At 68.2% G+C, this 22,573-nt stretch carries 17 protein-coding genes; 6 read left to right on the forward strand and 11 right to left on the reverse strand.

Going from position 1 to position 22,573, the window contains the following annotated elements; all coding sequences use genetic code 11:
* Nucleotides 1–38: 38 nt before the first annotated feature.
* Nucleotides 39–674, reverse strand: a complete 636-nt coding sequence (locus tag ACWCQS_RS32355; protein ID WP_451007801.1) for a TetR family transcriptional regulator — start codon at nt 672–674, stop codon at nt 39–41.
* 209 nt (nt 675–883) lie between these two features.
* Here ACWCQS_RS32355 and ACWCQS_RS32360 point away from each other — a divergent pair, with 209 nt between their 5' ends.
* Nucleotides 884–3,352 carry a SpoIIE family protein phosphatase gene (locus tag ACWCQS_RS32360; protein WP_451007747.1) on the forward strand — a complete coding sequence of 823 codons (2,469 nt, stop codon included), beginning with the start codon at nt 884–886 and terminating at the stop codon, nt 3,350–3,352.
* Between the two features lie 219 nt (nt 3,353–3,571).
* Entirely contained in the window at nt 3,572–5,899 is a 2,328-nt protein-coding gene (locus tag ACWCQS_RS32365; protein ID WP_451007748.1) for a SpoIIE family protein phosphatase, read from the forward strand.
* Between the two features lie 551 nt (nt 5,900–6,450).
* Here ACWCQS_RS32365 and ACWCQS_RS32370 read toward each other — a convergent pair.
* Both ACWCQS_RS32370 and ACWCQS_RS32375 read right to left on the reverse strand, forming a co-directional pair.
* A complete protein-coding gene (locus tag ACWCQS_RS32370) occupies nt 6,451–6,705 on the reverse strand; it encodes a hypothetical protein (protein WP_451007749.1) in 255 nt (84 codons plus the stop codon).
* A 14-nt stretch (nt 6,706–6,719) separates the two neighbouring features.
* Entirely contained in the window at nt 6,720–8,174 is a 1,455-nt protein-coding gene (locus tag ACWCQS_RS32375; RefSeq protein ID WP_451007750.1) for a carboxylesterase/lipase family protein, read from the reverse strand.
* A gap of 114 nt (nt 8,175–8,288) precedes the next feature.
* On the opposite strand from ACWCQS_RS32375, the gene ACWCQS_RS32380 reads away from it, so the two are divergent.
* Nucleotides 8,289–9,266: an AsnC family transcriptional regulator gene (locus ACWCQS_RS32380; protein WP_451007751.1), complete on the forward strand. Its 978-nt coding sequence runs from the start codon at nt 8,289–8,291 to the stop codon at nt 9,264–9,266.
* A 400-nt stretch (nt 9,267–9,666) separates the two neighbouring features.
* Here the strand turns inward: ACWCQS_RS32380 and ACWCQS_RS32385 are convergent, their stop codons facing one another.
* The 7 genes from ACWCQS_RS32385 to ACWCQS_RS32415 all read right to left on the reverse strand — a co-directional run bounded on the left by ACWCQS_RS32385 (nt 9,667) and on the right by ACWCQS_RS32415 (nt 18,642).
* Complete coding sequence (locus tag ACWCQS_RS32385; protein WP_451007752.1) at nt 9,667–10,389, reverse strand: ABC transporter ATP-binding protein; 723 nt, start codon at nt 10,387–10,389, stop codon at nt 9,667–9,669.
* A gap of 2 nt (nt 10,390–10,391) precedes the next feature.
* On the reverse strand, nt 10,392–11,123 hold the full coding sequence (locus ACWCQS_RS32390) for an ABC transporter ATP-binding protein (RefSeq protein ID WP_351208767.1): 732 nt from the start codon (nt 11,121–11,123) through the stop codon (nt 10,392–10,394).
* Nucleotides 11,120–12,154, reverse strand: a complete 1,035-nt coding sequence (locus ACWCQS_RS32395; RefSeq protein ID WP_451007753.1) for a branched-chain amino acid ABC transporter permease — start codon at nt 12,152–12,154, stop codon at nt 11,120–11,122. Before ACWCQS_RS32395 ends, ACWCQS_RS32390 begins: the two co-directional genes overlap by 4 nt.
* A complete protein-coding gene (locus ACWCQS_RS32400; protein WP_399179871.1) occupies nt 12,151–13,029 on the reverse strand; it encodes a branched-chain amino acid ABC transporter permease in 879 nt (292 codons plus the stop codon). The genes ACWCQS_RS32395 and ACWCQS_RS32400 overlap by 4 nt, the downstream gene beginning before the upstream one ends.
* 8 nt (nt 13,030–13,037) lie before the next feature.
* The gene (locus tag ACWCQS_RS32405) at nt 13,038–14,273 is read right to left on the reverse strand and encodes an amino acid ABC transporter substrate-binding protein (RefSeq protein ID WP_399179873.1); all 1,236 of its coding nucleotides are present in this window, start codon (nt 14,271–14,273) and stop codon (nt 13,038–13,040) included.
* Between the two features lie 793 nt (nt 14,274–15,066).
* Nucleotides 15,067–16,413 carry a dihydrolipoamide acetyltransferase family protein gene (locus ACWCQS_RS32410; RefSeq protein ID WP_451007754.1) on the reverse strand — a complete coding sequence of 449 codons (1,347 nt, stop codon included), beginning with the start codon at nt 16,411–16,413 and terminating at the stop codon, nt 15,067–15,069.
* A 42-nt stretch (nt 16,414–16,455) separates the two neighbouring features.
* Nucleotides 16,456–18,642, reverse strand: coding sequence for an alpha-ketoacid dehydrogenase subunit alpha/beta (locus ACWCQS_RS32415; protein ID WP_451007755.1), 2,187 nt, complete (start codon nt 18,640–18,642; stop codon nt 16,456–16,458).
* Nucleotides 18,643–18,806: 164 nt separating this feature from the next.
* Between ACWCQS_RS32415 and ACWCQS_RS32420 the strand changes: the two genes are divergently transcribed.
* Together ACWCQS_RS32420 and ACWCQS_RS32425 are read left to right on the forward strand one after the other, a co-directional pair.
* Nucleotides 18,807–19,358 (forward strand): VOC family protein, encoded by a 552-nt coding sequence (locus ACWCQS_RS32420; protein ID WP_399179879.1) that lies wholly within the window; start codon nt 18,807–18,809, stop codon nt 19,356–19,358.
* Nucleotides 19,345–20,022, forward strand: a complete 678-nt coding sequence (locus ACWCQS_RS32425; protein ID WP_451007756.1) for a GntR family transcriptional regulator — start codon at nt 19,345–19,347, stop codon at nt 20,020–20,022. The genes ACWCQS_RS32420 and ACWCQS_RS32425 overlap by 14 nt, the downstream gene beginning before the upstream one ends.
* A gap of 140 nt (nt 20,023–20,162) precedes the next feature.
* On the opposite strand, the gene ACWCQS_RS32430 is transcribed toward ACWCQS_RS32425, so the two are convergent.
* A complete protein-coding gene (locus ACWCQS_RS32430; RefSeq protein WP_451007757.1) occupies nt 20,163–21,221 on the reverse strand; it encodes a LacI family DNA-binding transcriptional regulator in 1,059 nt (352 codons plus the stop codon).
* A 352-nt stretch (nt 21,222–21,573) separates the two neighbouring features.
* Here ACWCQS_RS32430 and ACWCQS_RS32435 point away from each other — a divergent pair, with 352 nt between their 5' ends.
* A complete protein-coding gene (locus ACWCQS_RS32435; protein ID WP_451007758.1) occupies nt 21,574–22,521 on the forward strand; it encodes an NAD(P)-dependent oxidoreductase in 948 nt (315 codons plus the stop codon).
* Nucleotides 22,522–22,573: the final 52 nt, after the last annotated feature.

Consider the following 22,573-nt stretch of genomic DNA (forward strand, 5'->3'; position numbering starts at 1 on the left):
GGCCTGTCGCACGACGATGTCGGCGCAGAGTCCGGGATTCAGGCCGCAGCGGGCAGAGGACGTCGGGCGACCTCGCAGGCCTCGTCCGGTGGCAGACCGAGCATGTGCAGGAGCATCTGCGCCATCGTGTCCGCGGCCTGGTGGATATCGGCCTCGGGCCGGTTGAACCAGAGCTCCAGGAGCGCCATCAGGCTGCCGTTGAGCACCGTCAGGGCGATGACCGGATCGACCACGGCGAAGCGGCCCGACGTCATACCCTGCTCCATGTCGCGCCTCGCGCGCGGGGCCAGCCCATGGCCGGTGCCTATGCGGCCGAGCTCGCTGTGACACAGGATCCGCATGATTTCCGAGTGCGAGTCGGCCAGGCGTGCACTGAGCCGCAAGCCGCCGGCGAGGCGCTCGGCGGGATCGGCGACGCCGTGCAGGCTTGCGTCGATGGCCTGGCCGTACTCCTCCAGCGCATCGGCCACGGCCGCGGCGAACAGGTCCGGCTTGCACGTGAAGTGGTTGGAGAAGGAGCCGAAGCCGACGTCCGCGCGCTCGGCGATGGCCCGAATGCTGGCGCCGGTGTCACCGGATTCGGCCAGGATCTCCCGCGCGGCGCGGACGAGTGCCTGCCGGGTCTCAGCCCGACGGCGTTCGAATCGGTTCGTGAGTGAGGCTGACATCTGGATGCACCACGATAACTCCGACAGTTCTGATGAATCCATCATTCCACGCCCTCGGCTGAACGCAACTGATCGATTCATCACTACTGACCAAGCCTTGACGAGCAGCCCCTTATGTCTGATTATTTCATCAGAAATGGGCACATAGTCCGAACCAGACATGTCGCGTCGACGGCCCGCTCCGCCGGCAACGGGTCCCCGACGGGAGGAACCACATGACGAACATTGACCACACGCCGCTCGCCGAGCAGGTGAGGTCCCGGGAGACACACGACGCTGCCATAGCGATGATCGATGCCATCGGAACGGTGGTCGGATGGACGCAGGCCGCCGAGCAGCTCGTGGGGTACTCGGCCCGCGAGGTGGTGGGCCGGTCCGCCGCACAGGTGCTGGCGTCGGCCGAGGACGGCGTGTGCGCTCAGGTGCACGGCGAGCAGTGCCGGGCCCGGGGCGGCTGGTCCGGGCCCGTGGCCGTCCGCCACCGCGACGGTCACGTGCTCAAGATGACTCTGCGTGTCTCGCTGCTGCGGGGACAGGACGCCGGCACTCGGTGGCTGGTGTCCGTGACCGACATCGGCACCCTGTCCTCGGAGATGACCCATGGGCCGTTGCGGGAATCGCTCCTTGCCCACACGCCGATCGGCATCGTCGTCCGTGACCCGCAGCTGCGCTGCACCTGGGTGAACGACGCCATGGAGCTCTGCGACGGGGTTCCCCCTGACCGACGGTTCGGTTCCCGCCTGAGGGATTCGCTGCCCGGTTTCGAGGCCGCAGCGCTCGAGGCGGTGATGCAGCAGGTGCTGGAGAGCGGCACCACCATGGTCCACGAGTACCGGGCGTGGCCGCCGACCGCTCAGCGCCGGGAGCACGTGTTCTCGGCCTCGTACTTCTGCCTCCAGGGCGCAGACGGCGAGCCACTGGGGGTGTGCTCCATCAGCGTGGACGTCACCGGCAACCGACGGGCACGCGAGCGCCTTGCCATCCTGAGCGAAGCCAGCACGCGCATCGGCAGCACCCTCGACGTCATGCAGACCGGGCAGGAACTGGCCGACCTCACCGTGCCCCTGCTGGCCGACCACGCCCTCGTCGACCTGGTGGAGTCGGTTCCGTTCGCCCTGGAGCCCTCGGCACGGATCGGCACGGGGAACGGCCGCCTTCCTGCGCTGCGCCGTGCCGGTCTGGCCTCTGTCGAGCTGGGTGTCCTGGAACTTCCCTGGGTGCGCGAGGAGTTGATCCACGTCCACCCGGCCTCGCCCTTCGCCGACGTGCTGCGCACGGGAAGGTCCCACCTGGTACCGGTACTGGACATGGAGGCCCATCTCGGCCCGTGGGTCCACCACGACCCGGCGCGGGCGCAGAAGGTGCGTGACAGCGGCGTCCATTCCTTGATGGTCGTACCCATCCGCGCGCGACGCTGCGTGCTGGGACTGGCGCTGTTCGGCCGCTCCGGGGAACAGGCGCCCTTCCAGGAGGACGACCTTCTCCTGGCCGAGGAACTCGTCACCCGGGCCGCGCTCAGTCTGGACAACGCGCTGCAGTACGCGCGCGAGCGCTCCGCCGCCCTCACGCTGCAACGCGACCTCCTCCCCCACCGGGTGCGAGGCGGGGTCGCCGTCGAGGTCGCCTCGCGCTACGTCCCGGCCGACATGGATCATGGCGTGGGAGGAGACTGGTTCGACGTGATCGAGCTGTCCGGCGCGCGGGTCGCCCTCGTCGTCGGTGACGTGGTCGGACACGGCATCAAAGCCGCGGCGACCATGGGCAGGCTCCGCACCGCCGTGCGCACGCTCGCGGACCTGGACCTGCCCCCCGACGAACTGCTGGCGCACCTCGACGACACGGTCCGGCGGCTGAACGACGAAGACGATGACGTCTTTGACGAGGTCCCCGAGGTGGTGGGCGCCACCTGTCTGTACGCCGTCTACGACCCCGTAACCCGGCGGTGCACCATGGCCCGGGCAGGACACCCACCGCCCCTGATCGTCGACCCGACGGGCCGGGTCACCATGCCCGACCTGCCCGCCGGAGCCCCACTCGGCCTCGGCCTCGGTCTCGTGCCCTTCGAAGCCGTGGAAGTCCAACTGCCCGAGGGAAGTCTGCTCGCGCTCTACTCCGACGGCCTGGTCGAGTCCCGCGACCACGACCTCGACGTCGGCATGAACCGCCTGGGCGCTGCCCTGGCACACCCCGGTTCATCGCTCGAAGAGCTCTGCTCACAGGTGATCGAGACCTTGCCGACGCAGGCACAGCCCGACGATGTCACCTTGCTCGTGGCGCGCACTCGTGCACTCGAACCGGCCCAGATCGCCTCCTGGGAACTGCCGAACGAACCGGCCGCCGTATGCACTGCCCGGCACCTGGCCACCCGTCAGCTCAGGGAATGGGGACTGGAGCATCTCGTGATGCCGGCGGAGCAGATCGTCAGTGAACTGGTCACCAACGCCATCCACCACGGCGACGGCCCGAGCCGCCTGCGGCTCATCCAGCACCAGGTCCTGACCTGCGAAGTCTTCGATACCAACACCGGCCACCCACGTCCCCGTCATCCCCGCACCCTCGACGAGAACGGCCGCGGCCTCTATCTGGTCGCGCAGCTGTCCCGCAGGTGGGGCTCCCGCTCCGCGACGGACGGCAAGGTCGTCTGGGCCGAACAGGATCTGCTCCCCAAGGCCGTTGCCCGGTGAGGAGCGGGGCTCGGCCTTCCGAGACCACCAAGCCGTGATCACTGAGCCACTGAGCAGAGCTACACGCGCATGGCGCCTCCCCGGTCACCGCAGCCCCGACAATGAAAGTGCGAATGAGAGATGAGCCACGAAGCTTTCGATGCCTCAGAAGGCAACCAGCGAAGGACAGCACGCCTTTTCCCTACGGGCCCCGTCGGCACACCGCACGTGTTCGACGGCGTGGCAGCCGCCGTGCTCGATGATCGGGGCGCGGTGCTGCGGTGGACCGGAACGGCCAGGGACCTGACCGGGTTCGCCGCCGAAGAGGTCTGCGGCCGCGCGGTGCAGGAGCTGGTGGCCGGCCTCCCGGGCGAGCTGCGCAGCGTCGCGGAGTGGCCGACCTCCGGCCAGGTACGGCTGCGGCGCCGGTCCGGCGACACCGTCGACGGCACCTTCCGGATCTCGGCAGTGGAAGCCGCTACGGAGTTCCTCGTCCTGGCAGCCCCTGCAGACGACGTGGCCGCCCACGAGCACGGCGCGGCGCTACTGCGCGCGCTGTCCTTGCAGCACCGGATCACGATCGCTCTGCATGACACGGAACTGACCACGTTGCAGACGAACGCGATACCGGACACTCCCGACGGCGGTCACGTACAGCCCGGCACTCGGCTGTACGACGTTCTGTGCGCCGAGGACGCCGAGGAGCTCGAGGCAGTGCTCCTCCAGGTGCTCGAGACCGGGGCACCGGTGGTACGCAGGGAACAGCACGTGACCTGGCGGCACGATCCAGCGCGGCGTCACGCGCTGTCCCTGTCCGCCTTCCGTCTGGAGGATGCCCGAGGACGCCCCACTGGGGTCGCGGCCCTGTACATCGACAGCACCGACGGGCTGCATGCTCGCCGTCATCTGGATCTCGCCCGCAAGGTGGCCGAGCAGGTGGGAGGCTCGCTGGACGTCATGCGCACCACGCAGGACCTCGCGGACGTCCTCGTACCGGGCCTGGGGGATCTCGCCGCGGTCGACCTTGCGCACTCGGTGTTCGACGGAGAGGAACCCGCGAAGCACCTGAGTGTTGGAGACATGCGCAACGCGGCCCTGGCGCCGGTCGCCGCAGCATGGCCGGCGGGCATCAACCGGGGCGACCCCATCCCGTCCCTCCCCGATCACCCCTTCCTGCACAGCTTCCGAGAGGGCAAGACAGTTGCCCTCGACCTTGACGACTTCATTGCCGTGGTCGCCGACCCGCAGCTGGTCGAGTATCTCGTCCCGATGGACGCCCATGCCGTGATGGTGGCACCGTTGCACGCCCGCGGTCTCACTCTCGGCGCCATATCGGTATGGCGCTGCGGCCGATCCGGCGCATTCACAGAGGACGAGGTGGGTCTCATGAGGCAGATCGCCTCGCGGGGGGCGCTCGCCATCGACAATGCCCGCCGTTACACACGCGAGCACCGGGCGGCCGTGGCGCTGCAGCAGCGCCTCCTTCCTCCTGCCACGACCGACACTCCGGCAGCCGAGACCGCCGGCGTCTACCTGCCCGCATGCGATGGGGCGGAGATCAGCGGCGACTGGTACGACGCCATTGCCCTGCCCTCTCTCCGGGTGGCCCTTGTCGCCGGAGACGTGATCGGTCACGGCATGCCCGCGAGCGCCACCATGGGCCGCCTGCGTGCCGTCATCCAGACGCTCGCGGACCTCGAACTGGAGCCGGACGAGTTGCTCACCCGGATCGCTGACCTGGTCCAGCGCCTTGCGGCCGAGACCACTCCCGGCGACGGCGACATCGTCGGCGCCACCTGCCTGTACGCGGTCTACGACCCGGTCACCCAGCGTTGCGCCATGGCCAGCGCCGGGCACCCGCCACCTGTCCTCGCCCGGCCCGACGGAACAACGGAAACCGTCGACGTCTCCCCGGGACCGCCCCTGACCCTCAGCGGTATGCCGTACGAGACCACCACGATCGACCTCGACCCGGGCAGCGTCCTCGCTCTCTACACCGACGGTCTGGTCGAAGGCGGCGACCACGACATCGACCAAGGCCTGCGGCACCTGACGGACACCCTCGCCGCATCCTGCCGTCCGGACCGCGCTCTGACTGAGACCGGTACGGCCGTCCTTGCCGGCCTGACAGATCGGGTGCGGCGTGACGACGCGACCCTGCTGCTGGCACGCACGCGCGCCGTGCCTGTGGAGGACATCGCTCACTGGGAGATCCCGGCCGATCCTGCCGCCGTGTCCAAGGCGCGGGAATGGACGGCCCGCCAACTCACCACGTGGGGGCTGGACGACCTGCTCTTCACCACCGAAGTCATCGTGAGCGAACTGGTCACCAACGCGATTCGCTACGGCCGTGCACCGGCGGAGCTGCGGCTGATCCGCCACAACGTTCTGGTCTGCGAGGTCACCGACTCCAGCAGCACCCAGCCTCGCATGCGCCGCGCCCAGACCACGGACGAGGGAGGCCGGGGCCTGTTCCTCGTCGCCCAACTCGCCGGACGCTGGGGCTGCCGCCATGGCCGGAACCGCAAAACGATCTGGTCCGAGCAGTCCATCGAGCGCTCGTGCTAACGGAAGCCAGTTCGTAACTGTGAGTTCTTACGGCAGGGGACGACGCTGTGAGCCATCTACGCGTGTGGCTCTGAGCACCGGGTGAGTGATCACGTAGCCGCGCTCGGCCTGCGCCAGCAAGACGCTGACCTGCGAGTCTCCAGGCGGCTCACCAACGCTTCCCGCTGCTCCAGGGCCTACCGTCAGGGCGACGGAGCCGGCTTCCTGCGCTGAGCAAGTCGACGCCGAGCCACCCAGAGGCAGCTCAAGATCGGCATCGCTGCTCCTGTGGCAGGCCACACTCCGCAACCGCCGTTGGGGTGCGTCGCCAGTCGACGAAGCCCGACACGAAGCCGGCGACGATCCAGGGGATGAATCCGCGCAGATAACCCCTTGTGCCTTCCTTGGTGAGCCGAAACGAACGTGGCCGACGCAGACTGGATGCGGGGCGGGCAGGAAAGTTCGAATCCCGACATGTGACGCCCGTCACACATAGACGCCTGGGTTCTCACCGCCGTGAAGACGCGATGGCCGGCGTCCCACGGGTGCGGGACGCCGGCCATCGGCGGGGTTCAGTGGGCGGCGGCCGTGTGCAGGGCCTTCGCGTACAGGGTCTTCCAGAGCCTGCCGGCGCCCGGCATCACGAAGAAGACGAGGAGCGCGATGGAGGCCAGGGTGAAGGGGAGCGGGCGCACCCACTGGTTCCAGTTCGCGAACCGGTCGGCGATGGTAAGCGAGTACAGCCGGCCCGAGAAGTAGATGGTGACCAGCAAGGTGAGGAACTCGGCCCAGTGAGGCATGGTCGGCGTGCGGAAGATGTGCATCATGACGGTCTCCTCTCTCAGCCGAAGTGGCGGATGCGGGCTGCGGTCGCGGGCGCGTAGGGCAGCCAGTTGCTGGTCGTTCCAGTGGTGACGAATTCGGCGACGGCGGTTGCGAATTCGAGGCTCAGGGTGCGCTCGGCGTCACCGGCGCCGGCGAGGACGGGGCTGCCGGGGTAGGCGTCGAAGGTGTCGAAGAGGAAGGGCAGTTCGGCGCAGTGGGTGGCCCCCAGGGCGTACGGGTCCTCGGCGGGGGCGTAGTCGAACTGGTAGACGTAGGTGGTGTTGCCGCCGGCCGCGTGATGGTCGGCGATCTCCAGCGAGCCGTCGCGGAAGAGGCCGTCGGTCTGCACCGAGGTGAAGATCTGCGCCGGTGCCGCCTGCGGGAGGCGGGCGGCGTGCTGCTGGTAGACGTCCAGGGCGGCCTGTCGGCCGACCTGGGCGGTGAGCACGTCCAGGGCGGTGTCGGTGGTGAGGTTCTGGATGCGGGGGTCGAAGGCGAAGAAGGCCGTCGCCTCGTCGCGGGTGGTGCCGATCAGCAGGGTCTTGCCCTCCAAAGCGCCGTCAGTGAGCGCCTGTTGCCGGGTGCGGGGCATGCCGGGGGCACCGAGGACCGGGTACATCGGCGGAGCCGCGTTACCCGGAGCCGCGAGCTGGACGGAGAGGCGGCCGTAGGCGTCCAGCAGCTGCTCGGCCGGCAGGGCACGCAGGGCCTTCGCGGCATCAGTGCCGACTGGGATGTCCAGCAGGCGCAGGTAGGCGTCGGCGTTCTCGGCGGCCTGGTGCGGATCCTGTGGGTTCAGGCCGAAGGGGCCGCTCTGCAGCAGCACCCGGGTGATGGACCCGCTCGTCTCGGGGTCGAGCGCAAGCGACAGGGCCGAGTACGCTCCGGCGGACTGCCCGCCGACGGTGACCGCGCGCGGGTCGCCGCCGAAGGAGGCGATGTTGTTCTGCAGCCAGCGCAGCACGGCGGCCTGGTCCTGGGGGCCGAGGTTGGCTGCGCCGATCTGCGGCAGGTAGAGGTAACCCAGCGGTCCCACCCGGTAGTTGGCGGTAACGACCACGATGTCGCCCAGCGCGGCGAGGCGGCCGCCGTCGTACCAGTCCCAGCCGCCGGAGCCGCTGGTGAAGCCGCCGCCGTGCCACCAGAGCAGGACGGGTCGGGCCGCACCGTCCGCCAGCGCCCGGCGTGGAGTGAAGACGTTGACGGTCAGGCTGCCGTCCTCGTTCCAGTCCGGCACGCGCTGCCCCTGCACCTTCTCCAGCCGGGAGGCCGCCTGCGGAACGGAGGGGCCGGCCTTGGCCGCGTCCCGCACGTCCGTCCAGCCCGGGTGCGGCTGCGGCGGCGCGAACCGCAGCTCGCCGACCGGTGACGCCGCGTACGGGATTCCCCGGAAGGAGACCGCCTCGCCCTCCGCGATTCCCCTGACCTTGCCCCGGTCGGTGTCCACCACCGTGTGCTCGATACCGGTCATCGTGCTCACCTGCTCTCTCGTCTCGGTTGCTCTGAGACGTTTCTAGGCCGATGTGAGAATCTGAGCCAGAAATGACCATCTAGATCGAAGAAAAAGGACATAGGATCTCGATATATGGAGAGAGTGCGCCATCTGTTGAATGAAACGGACAGTCGGATCGCCGCCGCGATGCTGGCCGCCCCGCGTGCCTCCTGGCGCACGGTCGGCCGTGTCCTGGGCATCTCGGAGCGCACTGTCGTACGCCGGGCGGCACCGCTGTTCGGCGACGGGACGCTGCGGGCCACGGCCGTACGCAACCCCGTGCATTTCCCCGAGCTGATTCCGCTTGCCCTGCGCATCCGCTGCCGGCCCAACCGGATCAGCGCCATCGCCGCCACCCTCGCCCGCCGCCCCGACACCATCTGGGTCGACGTCCTCGGCGGCGGCGACGAGATCTGCACCATCCTCTTCCTGGACGGACCGGACGCCCGCAACAACCTGCTGCTGCGCGACCTGCCCGCCACCCCCGCGGTCCAGTCGTGGACCTCGCACGTCCTCCTGCGGGTCTTCCCCGCCGCCTTCGACTGGAGCGGCGGCCTGCTGACACAGACCGAACTGACCAGCCTGCGGCCCGACCTGTCCGCGGCACCTACCCGCCCCGTCCTCCAGCCCCTCGACCACCAGCTGATCACCGCACTGATCGAGGACGGCCGAGCCCCCTACACCGACCTCGCGCGCCGCGCCAACACCACCGCCCTGACCGCTCGCCGCCGGGTAGAGGCACTGGTGGGCGGCCAGGTACTCAGACTCGCGACCGAAGTCGATCTCGCCCGGCTGGGCGTCCGGACCGAGGCACTCCTGTGGATCACCGTCGCACCTGGCGGACTGGAGGAGACCGGACAACAGCTCAGCCGCCACCCCCAGGTACGCTTCGCTTCCGCCACCACCGGCTCGGCCAACCTCCTTGTGGCCGTCGCGGCAACCGACCTCGACGCGCTCTACCACTTCCTGAGCGAGACCATCGGCGCCCTCGAACACATCACCACCCTTGAGGTCACCCCCATCCTGACCGGGGTGAAGAGGACCGGCCTGGTCCGCCCAGGCAGTCTCTGACCCGATCACAGGTTCCGGGACTCAGCGGAAGCCGCTCCCGAGCGGCGGCTGCGTTTCCGACCCCTGGCCATTTGACGCCCGCCGCATACTGGCGGACAACCGGCTGGCGGCTGTTGTGCACTCCTGCACAACAGGGCCCTGGCAAACGGGGAAAGCGACAGGAAACAGGTGGGCTGCTCGCGCCTGCCAGCACCAAGCGCTTCCCGGCGAGGGGACGTCGGGGACTGGTGAAGGCAGGCGAGGACAGCAACGCCAAAAGAGCGAGGAAGCCAAATAGAGCAAGGGGAGCGCAGCTGCCGGGCCGCCACCGGACGGGTGGCTGCCCGGGCACGGCCGCTGCCCTGCCCGCGGTCGGTGTCCGTGGGCAGGGCTTGCGGGTAAGGAACCGTTGGCGTGCCACCTATCGCGGCGCGGCTCCCAGGTAGAGGCGTGCCACCTCAGGATCGTCCAGCAGTTCGGCACCACTGGCGACGAGGCGGACCCGGCCTGCTTCGAGGACGGCCCCGACGTCGGAGGCGGCCAGACCGGAGCGTGCGTTCTGCTCGACAAGGAGCACGGTGCGGCCGTCGGTGGCGAGTTGCCGGATGCTGGTGAAGACCTGCTGCCGGGATTTGGGGTCCAGGCCGATGGACGGCTCGTCGAGAAGGATGAGTGCGGGGTCGAGGATCAGAGTCCGAGCGAGTTCGACCTGCTTCTGCTCGCCGCCGGAGAGGGAACCGGCGTGCTCCCGCGCCCGTTTGGCGCAGATGGGAAAGGCCTCGACGGCGCGTTCGATGCGGGTCTGCACCACCTTGTGGTCCTTGAGGGTGTAGCCGCCCATGAGGAGGTTGTCCCACACGCTCATCGCCGGGAACAAGCTGCGGTCTTGGGGAACGTGGACGATTCCGAGCCCCAGCCGTTCCCTGGGCGAGAGCCTGCCCAGGGGTTTGCCGCGGAAGGCGACGGTGCCCCCTTTCGGCCGCAGCAGCCCGCTGATGGTCTTCAAAACGGTTGACTTCCCTGCACCATTGGGGCCGATCAGGCACGTGACCGTGCCGGGTTCGACGGTCAGGTGCACGCCCTTCAGAATGTCGCCGGCACCGTATCCGGCCACAACGGCGTCCAGGGTGAGGATCGGGGCCATGGTCAGCTCCCCAGGTAGGCGTCGAGGACGAGAGAATTGGTTTGGACCTCGTCCGGTGTGCCGGTGAAGATCCGCTTTCCCTGGTCGAGCACGATGACCGGGTCACACAGTCGCATGACGAAGGTCATGTCGTGCTCGACGATGAGGAACGTGACTCCAGCCGCGTGCCGTTGCCGGATGTGGCGTTCCATAGTCTCGATCATGACCGGGTTGACGCCCGCGGTGGGCTCGTCCAGGAGCACCAGCTCCGGGTCGCTCATCAGCACTGCGGCGAACTCCAGCAACTTGCGCTGGCCGTAGGAGAGCTCCGAGGCCAGCAGGTCGGCGACGGGTGCCAGCCGGAACTCCTCCAGCAGTCGGCCCGCCCGCTGCCGGTCGGCTCGGCTCACCCGCCGGGTCAGCAGCTGCCGCCAGCTGTAGCCGCCGGCGACCACCAGGTTCTCCTCGACGCTCAGCTGCGGGAAGACCCGGGCCTGCTGGAAGGTGCGGGACAGGCCGCGCCGGTAGAGAGTACCGGCGTCCAGGCCTGTGACCTCACGCCCGTTGAACCGTACCTGGCCGCTGTCGGGCCGCAGGTATCCGGTGATCAGATTGAACAGGGTGGTCTTGCCCGACCCGTTGGGGCCGATGAGGGCGGTGACGGTGTCGCGCTGGACGGCGAACGAGCAGGAGTCGACCGCCCGCGTTCCGCCGAAGGACTTGGTGGCGTCGGTCACCTCGAGCAGTGCGGTCACAAGTGCCCTCCTTCTGTCGTCGGCACGGGGGCGCCGGGGGCCGTTCGCGGGGCGGACAGGCCGGCGACGACTCTGGCCCGGCTCCGCCGCCGGATCCGGTCCTGGACGGTGGGCAGGATGCCCCGCGGCAGTAGCAGCATGATCAGCAGGAACACCAGGGCGTAGGCGATGAGGTAGACCTGGCTGCCGCCGAGCTGGTAGGCGAGGTACTGCTGGGCGGATTCCAGGATGAAGGCGCCGATGACCGGGCCCCACAAGGTGGCACGACCTCCGAGGAAGGTCATCAGGACGATCGCGATCGTGATCAGCGGGTCGATGGCGAACTGCGGGTAGATGAAGCCCTCGTAGTAGCCCCACACCGCGCCCACCATGGCCGTGAAGCCGACGCTGAGGGCGAAGGCCAGTAGTTTGACTCCGGTGGTGCGAACGCCGATGCCGCGAGCCTTGTCCTCGTCCGCGCGTATCACGACCAGGCTCAGTCCGACCTTGGTGCGCATGATCGCGTACGTGACTGCCATCACCATCGCGAGCAGCACCAGCAGGACGTAGTAGAAGGGCCGGTCGAATCCGGCTCCCGAGAAGGGCGGCTGTGGCAGGGCCAGCCCCTGGGCGCCTCCAGTGATGCCGTGCAGGTTGAACGCAAGGGTCTGGGTGACGAACAGAAGCGTGATGGTGACGATGGCGAAGACATCGGCCCGAGTGCGCATCGCCACTGCGGCGATGGGCAGGCCCAGGACGGCACCGAGCAGGCCGATCGCCGGTAGCGCCCAGAACGGCTCGTAGCCGCTGGTGACGGAGTGGTGGGCGAACCACAGCCCTTCCGCGTAGGCGCCGATACCGAAGAAGGCGGCGTGGCCGAGGGAGGGATAGCCGGCGAACCCGCCGACGATGTTCCAGGCACTGGACATCACCGCGAACATCAGGGTGAAGATCAGCATGTTGATCGCCCAGTGCGCCAGATTGAACGACGGCAGGGCCGCCAGCAGCCCGAAGAAGACGATGGCGATTGCTGCGCCACGGAACGCTTTCATATGGCCCCCCGGGTCGCGGTGCCGAACAGGCCTCGCGGCCTCAGGAGAAGGATGAGGAGGATGATGACGAAGTACGTCATCCCGGACCAGGACGGTGAGAGTGTCGAGGCGACCACGGCGGAGGAGACCGACACGATCACCGCACCGATCACGGCCCCGACCACGCTGCCCAGACCACCGAGCAGGACGATGGACAGCAGCAACGAGATCAGGTCGTAGTGACTGCCGGAGTTGAACGGATACAGCAGCCCGTAGACGGAGCCGGCTGCTGCCGCGGTTGCCGACCCGAGCCCGAAGCCGAGGGCGGACACGCGCTGGGCCTCGACGCCGAGCAGGCGGGCGGCGTCCGGGTTCTGCACGGTGGCGCGCACGGCCCGGCCGAAACGCGTCCGGTTCAGCAGCAGATACAGAAGGCCGAGGGCGACGAGCGAGAGCAAGAAGCCCCACAGCCGCACCAGGGTGATCTGGTAGCCGAATACGGACCAGCTGGCGTTGCTGTAGGAGGTGCTGACGCTTCGGTAGTTGGTCTTCCACACCACGCTCATGACGCCCTCGACGAGCAGGGCGACGGCGAAGGTGACGAGCAGGCTGAGTTCGGAGCGGTCCTCCCTCTTCAGCGGCCGCAGGAAGCACACCTCGACCGCCACCCCGAGCGCGAACATAACGACCGTGGTGATCGGGATGGCCAGGAACGGGTCGAGGCCGAAGGAGGTGAACAGTTGATAGGCCAGGTAGGCGCCCAGGATGACCATCGCTCCCTGCGCCAGGTTGACTACCTTCATGATGCCGAAGATCAGGGTCTGCCCGGAGGCCATGAGCGCATAGACGCCGGCGGTGAGGAGGCCGAGGATGAGCGCCTGGATGAGGCTGTGCATGGCGTGTGTCACCCGCCCCAGTTCGGCTTGGGGTGGACCGGGGCGACCCGGGCGACACCCGCGGGGTAGACGGGCACGAGCTTGCCGCCCTGCCACTGGACGAGGGAGAACTCGCCGGTCGGAGAGCCATCGGCCCTCCAAGCCATGTTCCCGAGCAGAGTGGGCCAGCTCCCCGAGTGCAGGGACTGGGTGATCGTGGCGTTGTCGAGCTTGCCGGTCTTCTTGGCGACCTCTTCCAGCAACTGCCCGCAGGCGTAGGCCTCGGCGGACGTGTTGTCGATCTTCTGCGGGGTGCCGCCGTACTTCTTCAGGTACTCGGCGGTGAATCCGGCGCTACCCGGTGCGGTGGACCCCGGATACCAGTCACCGGAGGACATGACGCCCGTGGTGTTGCCGGCACCCACCTTGTCGGGGAACTGTTGCGGGGAGTTCGCGCCGTTCGACTGGAACATGAACTTCGGGTTGAAGTGCAGCTGTACCAGTGCCTTGACCTGCTGGTAGGCGTCCTGGGTCTGGGTGCCACCGACCAGGACGTCCGGGTGAGCTGCGGCAACACCGGACATCACCGGAGAGAGGTCCTGGGTCTCGGCCGGATACACCTGCTTGTACACGGTCTTGATGCCCGCGGCCTCGAACCTGGCCCGGACGCTTTCGGCGACCGGGGCGGCGAACGGGTCGTCCAGCTCCGCGTAGGCGGCGGTCTTCGGCCGCTTGTCGGCCGGGAGCGACAGTATCCAGTTGGCGAACACATCACCGGAGCGAGTGGAGGGCGCCGGCTGGACGAAGAAGAGGTTGTTCAGGTGCTGTTCGAAGACCTTCGGACCACCGCCGGCCGGCTCGAGGAAGGCGTATCCGTACCGCTTGGCGACCTGTGCCGCCGGTATGGTCAGCAGGCTGGAGAACGGGCCGAACACCAGGTCGACATGGTCCTGGTTGATGAGATTCTGGTAGTTGGTGATGACCTGGGTGGGGCTGGACAGGTCGTCGACGATCTTGATCTGCACCTTGCGGCCGAGCAGGCCGCCCTTGGCGTTGACGGAGTCGGCCCACAGCTGGTAACCGCGCTGGACAGCCTGACCGGAATCGGCGAAGTCCCCGGTGAGCGACACCGAGGCACCGATGACGAGCGGGCCGTGGGCTGATCCGGCGTCATCGGAGCCAGAGGTGGCGCAGCCGGTCGCGGCCAGCGCGCAGGCAGCGGCAACCGCGGTCAAGGCATTCCGGCGACGTGCGTTGCGTTTCATGGGTGGTCCTCGTGAGTGGCGTGTGGTGAGGTCGTCGCACCGACCAGGCCGGTGGCCGAGTCGGCCGGTCCGCCGCCGAGTTGGGCGGACCTGGTGGAGCAGTGGCGAGGATGTGGGCTGCGCGGCGCCGTCCCTTCGGCCGGGTTGCGCAGCGTCACCGCTTCGACTTGAACGGCACACCCACCGGCCGGTCCTTGCAATCGGATGCGGCACCGCCCGATCCAGGCGCTGCGACCGATCGAGAGAAGGGCAAGTGGCTGGACAAGGGTCGCCTGGTCGTCACAGCGGCCGCAGTTGTGACCAGACGATTGGCAATCGATTGCACGCTGCCCACATATTGTGGAGTGCGCCACATGGTGTCAAGGGGTCGGATGGTCTTGCCGTCGCATCGGACCATCCGCAATGCGAACGATTGCAACGGGTGGGGGCATCTCCTTGGAGTGCCGGCTGTGCAGCCGGGCGAGGGGCGACGATCTCGATCGACGCCCGCTCCCCGGACCCGGACTTTCTGGTCCTGCCGCGGAGCCGCCGTGCGGTCATCCGTGGCACGCGACCCACAAGCCGTGCACCGTCCACCCGCCGCGGAGGCAGGGCAGACCGCTTCGCTCCCCCTGCAGGGTTTTCGATGATGGCTCGACGCCGGGCGTTTCCCCCCGACGCCGCCAATCTGTCACCGGGGCTCCGGGCAGTTGCCCGGACCGGACTTCCATCGGCAGGCAACAGCCGGCTTCCGGCCGAAGAACAGCTAGGTCATCAAGGCCTCCAAGTCTGCTGTGCACGCGGAAGCGCGAGGCTAAAGGAGCAGGAGCATCGGCTGCTCGACCGCTTTGGTGAACTCGCTCATCCAGCGCGCCGCGTCGGCGCCGTCGACGGCCCGGTGGTCGACGGAGAGCACCACGCGCATGACGGTCGCCGTGGTAAGTGTTCCGTCGTCGCTGACCGCCGGCTCTCGGCGGCCTGCACCGACGGCGAGGATGGCCGCCTGGGGCGGGTTGATGATGGCGGCGAATTCCTCCACCCCGAACATGCCGAGGTTGGTGATGGTCAAGGTTCCGCCCTCAAGGTCGCTCTGGGCGAGCCGTCCGGCGCCGGCCTGCTCGACGTAGTCCTTGACCTCGCGGGCCACGCTGCCCAGAGGTCGCGCGTCCACGGACCTGACGACGGGGGTGACGAGGCCCCGGGGGGAGGCGATGGCAACGCCGATGTCGACGGAGGCGTAGCGGAGCATTGTCTCGTCCTGCCATACGACATTCATCTGCGGTACCTGCTGGTGCGCGTACGCCGCCGCCTTGATGACGAAGTCGTTGACCGAGACGCGGATGGCGGAGACCTGGTTGACCTCACTGCGCAGAGCCAACAGCGTGTCGATGCGGGCACTGCCTTTGAGATAGAAGTGCGGGGCCTGCTGCTTGCTCCGGGTCAGGCGGGCGGCAACGGCACGCCGCAGGCGCGTGTGCGGGATGATCTCAGCCAGGCCGGGCGGGGCCGCCGCGGCCTGCCTCCCGGCCTCCGAAGCCGGCGCCTGTGGCCTGGCTGCCTCGGGCGGGGTCCGGCTGACATGGGTCGGTTCCGCCGCTGAGGTCTGGGCGGCGGAGCCGTTGGCCGCAGCCGCGCCACCGTCCACTCGGGCCGCGATCGCCCGTTCGACGTCCTTGCGGACGATCCGCCCGTGCGGTCCGGTGCCGTGGACGTCGGCCAGCGACAGTCCGGCCTGTTTCAGCAATCGCCTCGCAAGGGGGCTGGCGAAGATCCGTTCATGTTCCTCGGTCGCAGTCGGTGCGGCGTCCGGTCCTTCCGGCAGCGGGGCGGGGGTACTGCCGGCCCGCGCGGTGGTGTCCGTGGAGGGACCTCGGGCGATTCCCAGGCGGCCGAGCACGGCGTTCAGGTCGGTGAAGTCCTCGCCTGGATCCACTAGTACCGCGATGGGTGAGCCGACCTCCACGGTGCTGCCGGCCTCGGCGAGAATGCCGGCCAGCGTCGCGTCATGCTCCGCCTCCAGCTCGACCATCGCCTTGTCGGTTTCGATGACGGCGATGGGATCCCCGGCACCGAAGCTGCCGTGCTCCTTGACGAGCCACTGCGACAGCAACGCCTCGGTCGATCCTGCCGCCACCTCGGGCATGTGCAGCAGCTTGGCCATGACCTCTCCTTGTGTCCTCTCGGCTGCGGGAATGCGGCGAGCTCAGCCGGCGTCGCGGATCTGACGGAGCCGGGCGATGATCTCCTCGGTGCCGGCGATGGCGGCGCGTTCGAGGACCTTGCTGATGCTCGGCGACGACTCAGCCCCTGTCACGCGCTGCACCGGCTGGTCCAGCCAGTCGAAGAGGCGGCGCTGGATCTCGTCGGCGAGCCAACCACCGTAGGACGTGCCGACGGCGCCCTGCTCGACGATGAGAACGTTGTTGGTCTTCTTCACGCTCTCCTCGATCGCCTCCCAGTCGACGCCGGCCCGGTCGAGCCACCGCAGGTCGATGACATCGGCGTCGACCGTCTCGACCGCGTCCAGAGCCTCGAGGCAGCGGTCCACCATCGACAGGTAGGAAATGACGGTCAGGTCCTGGCCGCGCCGCCTGAACGCGGCCTTGCCGACCGGGATGCAGTAGTCGAAGTCGTCGACCGGTCCGATGCCCGACGAGTTGTACAGGTCGACGTGCTCCAGGACGACGACGGGGTCCTTGCAGCGCAGGGCTGCGTTCATCATCCCCACGTAGTCGAAGGGGGTGCTCGGCGCCGCGATGCGCAGGCCTGGGGCGGTGGCCAGCACTCCGGCGGGGTCCATGGTGTGCTGCGAGCCGTAGCCCGTGCCGGCGGCGATCTTGCTGCGCAGCACGAAGGGCATGTCGCTGTCGCCGCCGAACATGTGCCGGGCCTTGGCGACCTGGTTGAACAATTGGTCGGCTGCCACCCACATGAAATCGGCGTACATCAGTTCCGCGACCGGCTGGTAGCGTCCGTCGAGGGCGATGCCGCCGCTGAGGCCGACGAATGCGTTCTCGCTGATGGGCGTACCCAGAATCCGCCCGGGGAAGTTCTCGGCGAGGTTCTTGGTGGCACCGTTCGTGCCGCCCTTCAGCTTGTGGACGTCCTCGCCCATGACGACGATGGAGTCGTCCTGCGCCATGCGCCGCTGCATGACCTTGCTGACCACGTCGATGAACTTGACGGTGTCTGTGGCGCCGGTGAAGCTCTCTGCTTCCTCGAACCGCACGCCCTCGTCGAACTCGCTGAGGTCACCGCGAACGCCGACGTCGACGAAGGTCGACTCGGGCCACTCCGAAGCCTTGATCCGCCGCTGGCCGGGCTTGCCGTCGGGTACCGGTTCCAGCAGCTCGTCGCCGATGTCGGACATGGTGGTGGCTATGTCGACGGCCGCCTGGTCGATCTCTTCCCGGGTTGCCAGCGCACGGCGCAGCAGCTGCCGCTTGAGCATCTCGAGCGGGTCGCGCTCGCGCCAGCTCTTCTCCTCGGCCCTGTCCCGGTACCCGAAGGCACTGCCGGGGTAGGGGCCGTTCTGGTGGAAGAACCGGTAGACCTCGGCCTCGACGATCGTCGGGCCGCCTCCGGAACGCATGACGTCGAGGGCTTCTTGCATCGCCAGTTGGACAGCCACGGGGTCCATGCCGTCCACACGCCAGCTGGGGATGTTGAAGCCCAGGCCACGGGCGGACAGCCGCGGCTCGGCGGTCGCCTCGCTCACATGGGTGGATACCGCGTACTGGTTGTTCTCGATGAAGAAGCAGACGGGCAGCTTCCATGCTGCCGCGAGGTTGAACGTCTCCAGAACCGAGCCGATGTTCACGGCGCCGTCACCGAAGTAGGTCACCGACACGGCATCGGTACCGGCCCGTTGGTGGGCCCAGGCGAAGCCCGCGGCCTGCGGGACACCGCCGCCGACGATGGCGTTCGTGCCCATCGCGCCGGCCTCGCGCCACTGCAGGTGCATGGATCCGCCGCGGCCCCGGCAGAACCCCCGTTCGAGACCGCAGATCTCGGCCAGCGTGCGCTCCAGAACTGTCCGCACGCCCGGCGTGATTTTCGCCAGTGATCCGGACGGTGCATCGGCGACATACGCGAACGCCTTGGCCAGGAACTGGTGGTGGCCGCGGTGGGTGCCGTTGATGACGTCACTGCTGCGCAGAGGCAGCACCGAGCCGACGGCTCCTCCCTCCTGCCCGATGCTCGAATGCGCAGGGCCGTGGATCAGCCCCTGGCCGGCGAGCTCCAGTACGTACTCCTCGAAGGAGCGGATCCACAACAGGTGACTGAGCATCCGGCGCAGGTCATCGCCGTCGACGTTGTCCCAGTCCCTGTCGGTGGCCCGCAGTTCCACCCAGTTCGACGCCGCGCGCAGCCGGTGGTGCGTGGCCATGAAGCCTCCTCGACGTGGCTTGATACACGCCGGACCCTGACACACATTGGATCCAACGACAAGGCTGAGAACTGAAGATGTGGAGCAACTGGCGAGGCCTATGCCTGAAACCGAGGGCCCACTAGGCTGAAGCACACAGCGATCGGATCCAATGGGAGGAATTCGTGAGGGAGTCAGCATCCGGACTGCCCGGCCTGGCCGGGGTCGATCACTTCGGATTTACGGTCCCCGACCTCGACGAGGCACGGCATTTCCTCGTCGATGTCCTGGGGTGCGAGTACATGTACACACTCGGCCCTTACCAGGACGACGGAACCTGGATGGCCGATCACCTCAACGTGGCGGCCGACACGGTGATGCGCCGCCTGCACTTCTTCCGCTGCGGCGGAGCGGCGATCTTCGAAGTGTTCGACTACGAGGCCACGGACCGGCGCCGCGAACAGCCGCAGAACAGCGACGTCGGCGGTCACCACGTCGCCCTGTACGTCGAGGATCTCGACGCGGCCGTGGCATACCTGCACGAACGCGGAGTCCGGGTGCTCGGCGAACCGACCACGAGCAAGGGACCCAGCGCAGGCCAGCGGTGGGTGTACTTCCTCGCACCGTGGGGCATGCAGTTCGAACTGGTCTCGTACCCGGACGGTAAGGCCTTCGATAGGCTCCCCTCACCAGCGCAAACCATGCAAAAGTACCGGAGGGCACGTGGCGGGCACTAAGGCAGCGCTCAGGGCGGGCGTGGCCAGCAGGCGCATCGCGGAGCACCTGCGCGAGCAGATCCTCGCCGGCCAGCTGTCACCTGGTGAACGCATCGTCCAGGACGAGATCGCCGAGCAGTTCGGCGCGAGCCGCCTGCCCGTTCGAGAGGCTCTGCGCATCCTGGAATCCTCTGGCCTGGTGACGCTGCGCTCCAGCACCGGAGCCTGGGTCGCCACGATGGAGCAGCGCGACTGCGAGATCGCCTACAAGATCCGCGAACGGGTCGAGCCCCTGGCTCTGGTCGAATCACTCGCAGCGCTGAGCGACGCCGCCATCGACCGCCTCGAGGAGATCCAGGCACAGATCGAGGCCTCCGACGATGTCGAGGACTTTCTGCGCCTGGACCGCGAGCTGCACACACTCACCTACAGCGGATGCACCGTCACCGAGCTCAACAGCATGGTCAACCGATACTGGGACATGACACAGCACTATCGTCGCGCCTTCACCCGGCTGGCCGGCCCTGACCGCACATGGGTCATCAACGCCGAGCATCGGCTGCTCATCGAGGCCATCCAGCGACGAGACGTCGAAACGGCCGAACACGTGCTCATCGGCCACATCAAGCGCACCCGCCTCGAGCTTCTGCGTCATCCCGAGGTGTTCTCCAGCGAGCAGCACTGATGACACGGCCACACAGGCATGGGTCCTGGCCGGACAGCCCGCCTGGCCAGAGCCTGCGCATCGTGCCCACACAGCCTGCCGGCGAGCGTCTTCGGCGGTCAGGCCGCAGCTGACCTCGTACATGTCTTGCGGGATGTGTCTCAGTCGCGCGTCGGCTTGCGGTCCACGGCGTCCGCGGTCGATTCCCGGATGACCAGATGCACGGGCAGCAGCACTGTCTTGGCCGCCGACACGGTGTCGTGCGACAGCTCCGAGCGGTCCAGCAGCTCCAGCAGCAGGTGTGCGGCTTCCGCGCCGAGTTCGTGATGCGGCACATGAACGGTGGTCAGCGGCGGCTGGAACTCATCCGCGAACTGCATGTCGTTGAACCCGACCAGGGAGACGTCCTGCGGGCAGCGCAGTCCCCTGGCGCGCAGCACATGCAGCGCTCCGAGCGCGATCAGGTCGTTGCCGGCGACGATCGCCGTGGTGGCCGGGTGGCGGTCGAGAAGTTCGCCCGTGGCCTGCTCTCCCGCCGCCACCGTGTACGCCCGGGCCGGTATGACCGGCGCCTGGTCCGGGCCGATCCCTGCGCTCTCCATCGCTTGCCGAAAGGCCCGGGCTCGGGTGATCCCGGTGGACATGTCCTGTGGGCCGGACACATGGGCGACGTAGCGGTGCCCTCGCTCCAGCAGGTGCTCGGCCGCGAGCGACACACCGGCGCTGTCATCGCCCGCGACGAACGGGAAGAGCTTCCGGTCGGTGCAACGGTTGAGGAGCACGATGGGCACTCCGGACTTGCGCGCCTCGTCCAGCAGCGGGTGTGTGCGCCGCGCGGTGGCGACGATGAACCCGTCGACCTGACGCCCCAGCAGGACGTCGAACTGGTGGCGCTCCTTGTCCTCATCGCTGTCCGTATTGGCCAGCAGTGCGGTGTAGCCCCGAGGCGCAAGGGCCGCCTCGATGCCCCGTGCCATGGGCGGGAACAGCGGATTGGTGAGGTCCGGCATGAGGACCCCGACCGTGAACGAACGGTTCGTCCGCAGGCTGCGGGCGGCGGTGTTGGGGGTGAACCCCAACTCCTCCGCGGCGGCCCTGACCCGCCTGGCCGTCACCGGGCTCACTCGACCGCTCGTGCGGGGATTGAGGGCACGGGACGCCGTGGCTTGGTGAACCCCGGCAAGTCGTGCGACGTCGGACAGGGTGGGGCGCGTGCTCACGGGCGCAGTCTAGGGATGTCCGCCGCGTCACCACAACCGATTGCCTCGGGGGTGCAACGACCACCGCTTCATCCCACTTGACAGGCCCACAGGCGCGGCGCAAGCATAATGTGGCAATCGATTGCAGAGCGCATACGGCGAGCGGCGCCCGACCCGCTCGCTGCGGACACGTTGTGTCATCACCACAGATCAAGTGCTCCCTTTCTCATCGCGTGCTGGGCATGGCCGGTGCTTTCTCAGAGCAACCGAGCGCATGTCACCGAGCCCGTGTCGGCTTCTCCGCCACGGCGGGGGTTACCGCCTGCCGGCATGCCGGCCCTGCTGCGCCGTCTTCCAGGAGTGAGGAAAGACCATGACGTATGTCGCCACCGACCGCCCCCGCATCGGCTGGATCGGTACCGGCCGTATGGGGTACCAGCTGGCAGGCCGTCTGCTCGACGCCGGCCACGATGTCGCCGTCTACAACCGGACCCGGGCCAAGGCCGAGCCGCTGTCCGAGAAGGGCGCGACGATCGTCGACCGGCCCGAGGAACTCGCCGACCGGGACGCCGTGTTCGTGATGGTCTCCGCCTCCGCGGACCTGGAGACGGTCACCACCGGCCCCGGGGGCGTGCTGACCGCGAAGAACGTCGCACCGGGCGTACTGATCGACAGCTCCACGGTGTCCACCCAGGTCTCCGCCCTCGTACGGGAAGCGGCCGCCAAGCGCGGCACCGACTTCCTGGCCGCGCCGGTCAGTGGCAACCCGAAGGTGATCACGGCCGGCAAGCTGACCGTAGCGGTCTCCGGTCCACGCGAGGTGTTCGATGCCGTCGAGCCCCTGCTGAACCTGCTGGGCCGCGGTGTGACCTACGTCGGGGAGGACGAGGTGGCCCGCCTGGTCAAGATCGCGCACAACGTCTTTCTGGGTGTCGTCACCCAGTCGCTGGCCGAGATCACGCTGCTCGCGGAGAAGGGCGGCGTCAAGCGCTCCGCGTTCCTCGAGTTCCTCAACGACTCGGTGATGGGCTCTGTTTTCACCAAGTACAAGTCGCCGGCGTTGGTCAACCTTGATTTCAAGCCGACCTTCACCAACATCCTGCTGCGCAAGGACTTCGACCTCGCACTGGCCGCTGCCCGCGAACTGGAAGTTCCGATGCCCGTGGCCTCGACCACCGCGCAGTTCGTCCAGGCGGCGATCGGCGCCGGGCACACCGAAGAGGACTTCGCCACTCTGATCCTCGAACAGGCACGCCGCTGCGGCATCACGCTGGAACCGGAGAACGTGACGGTGGACGACGGCCTCACCCCCCGGTCCTGAGCGTTCGGCCAGCTGGCACCAGGAGCCCGCACGGCTTCGGCAAGCCCACCAC

It is taken from the genome of Streptomyces sp. NPDC002076, assembly GCF_053593835.1.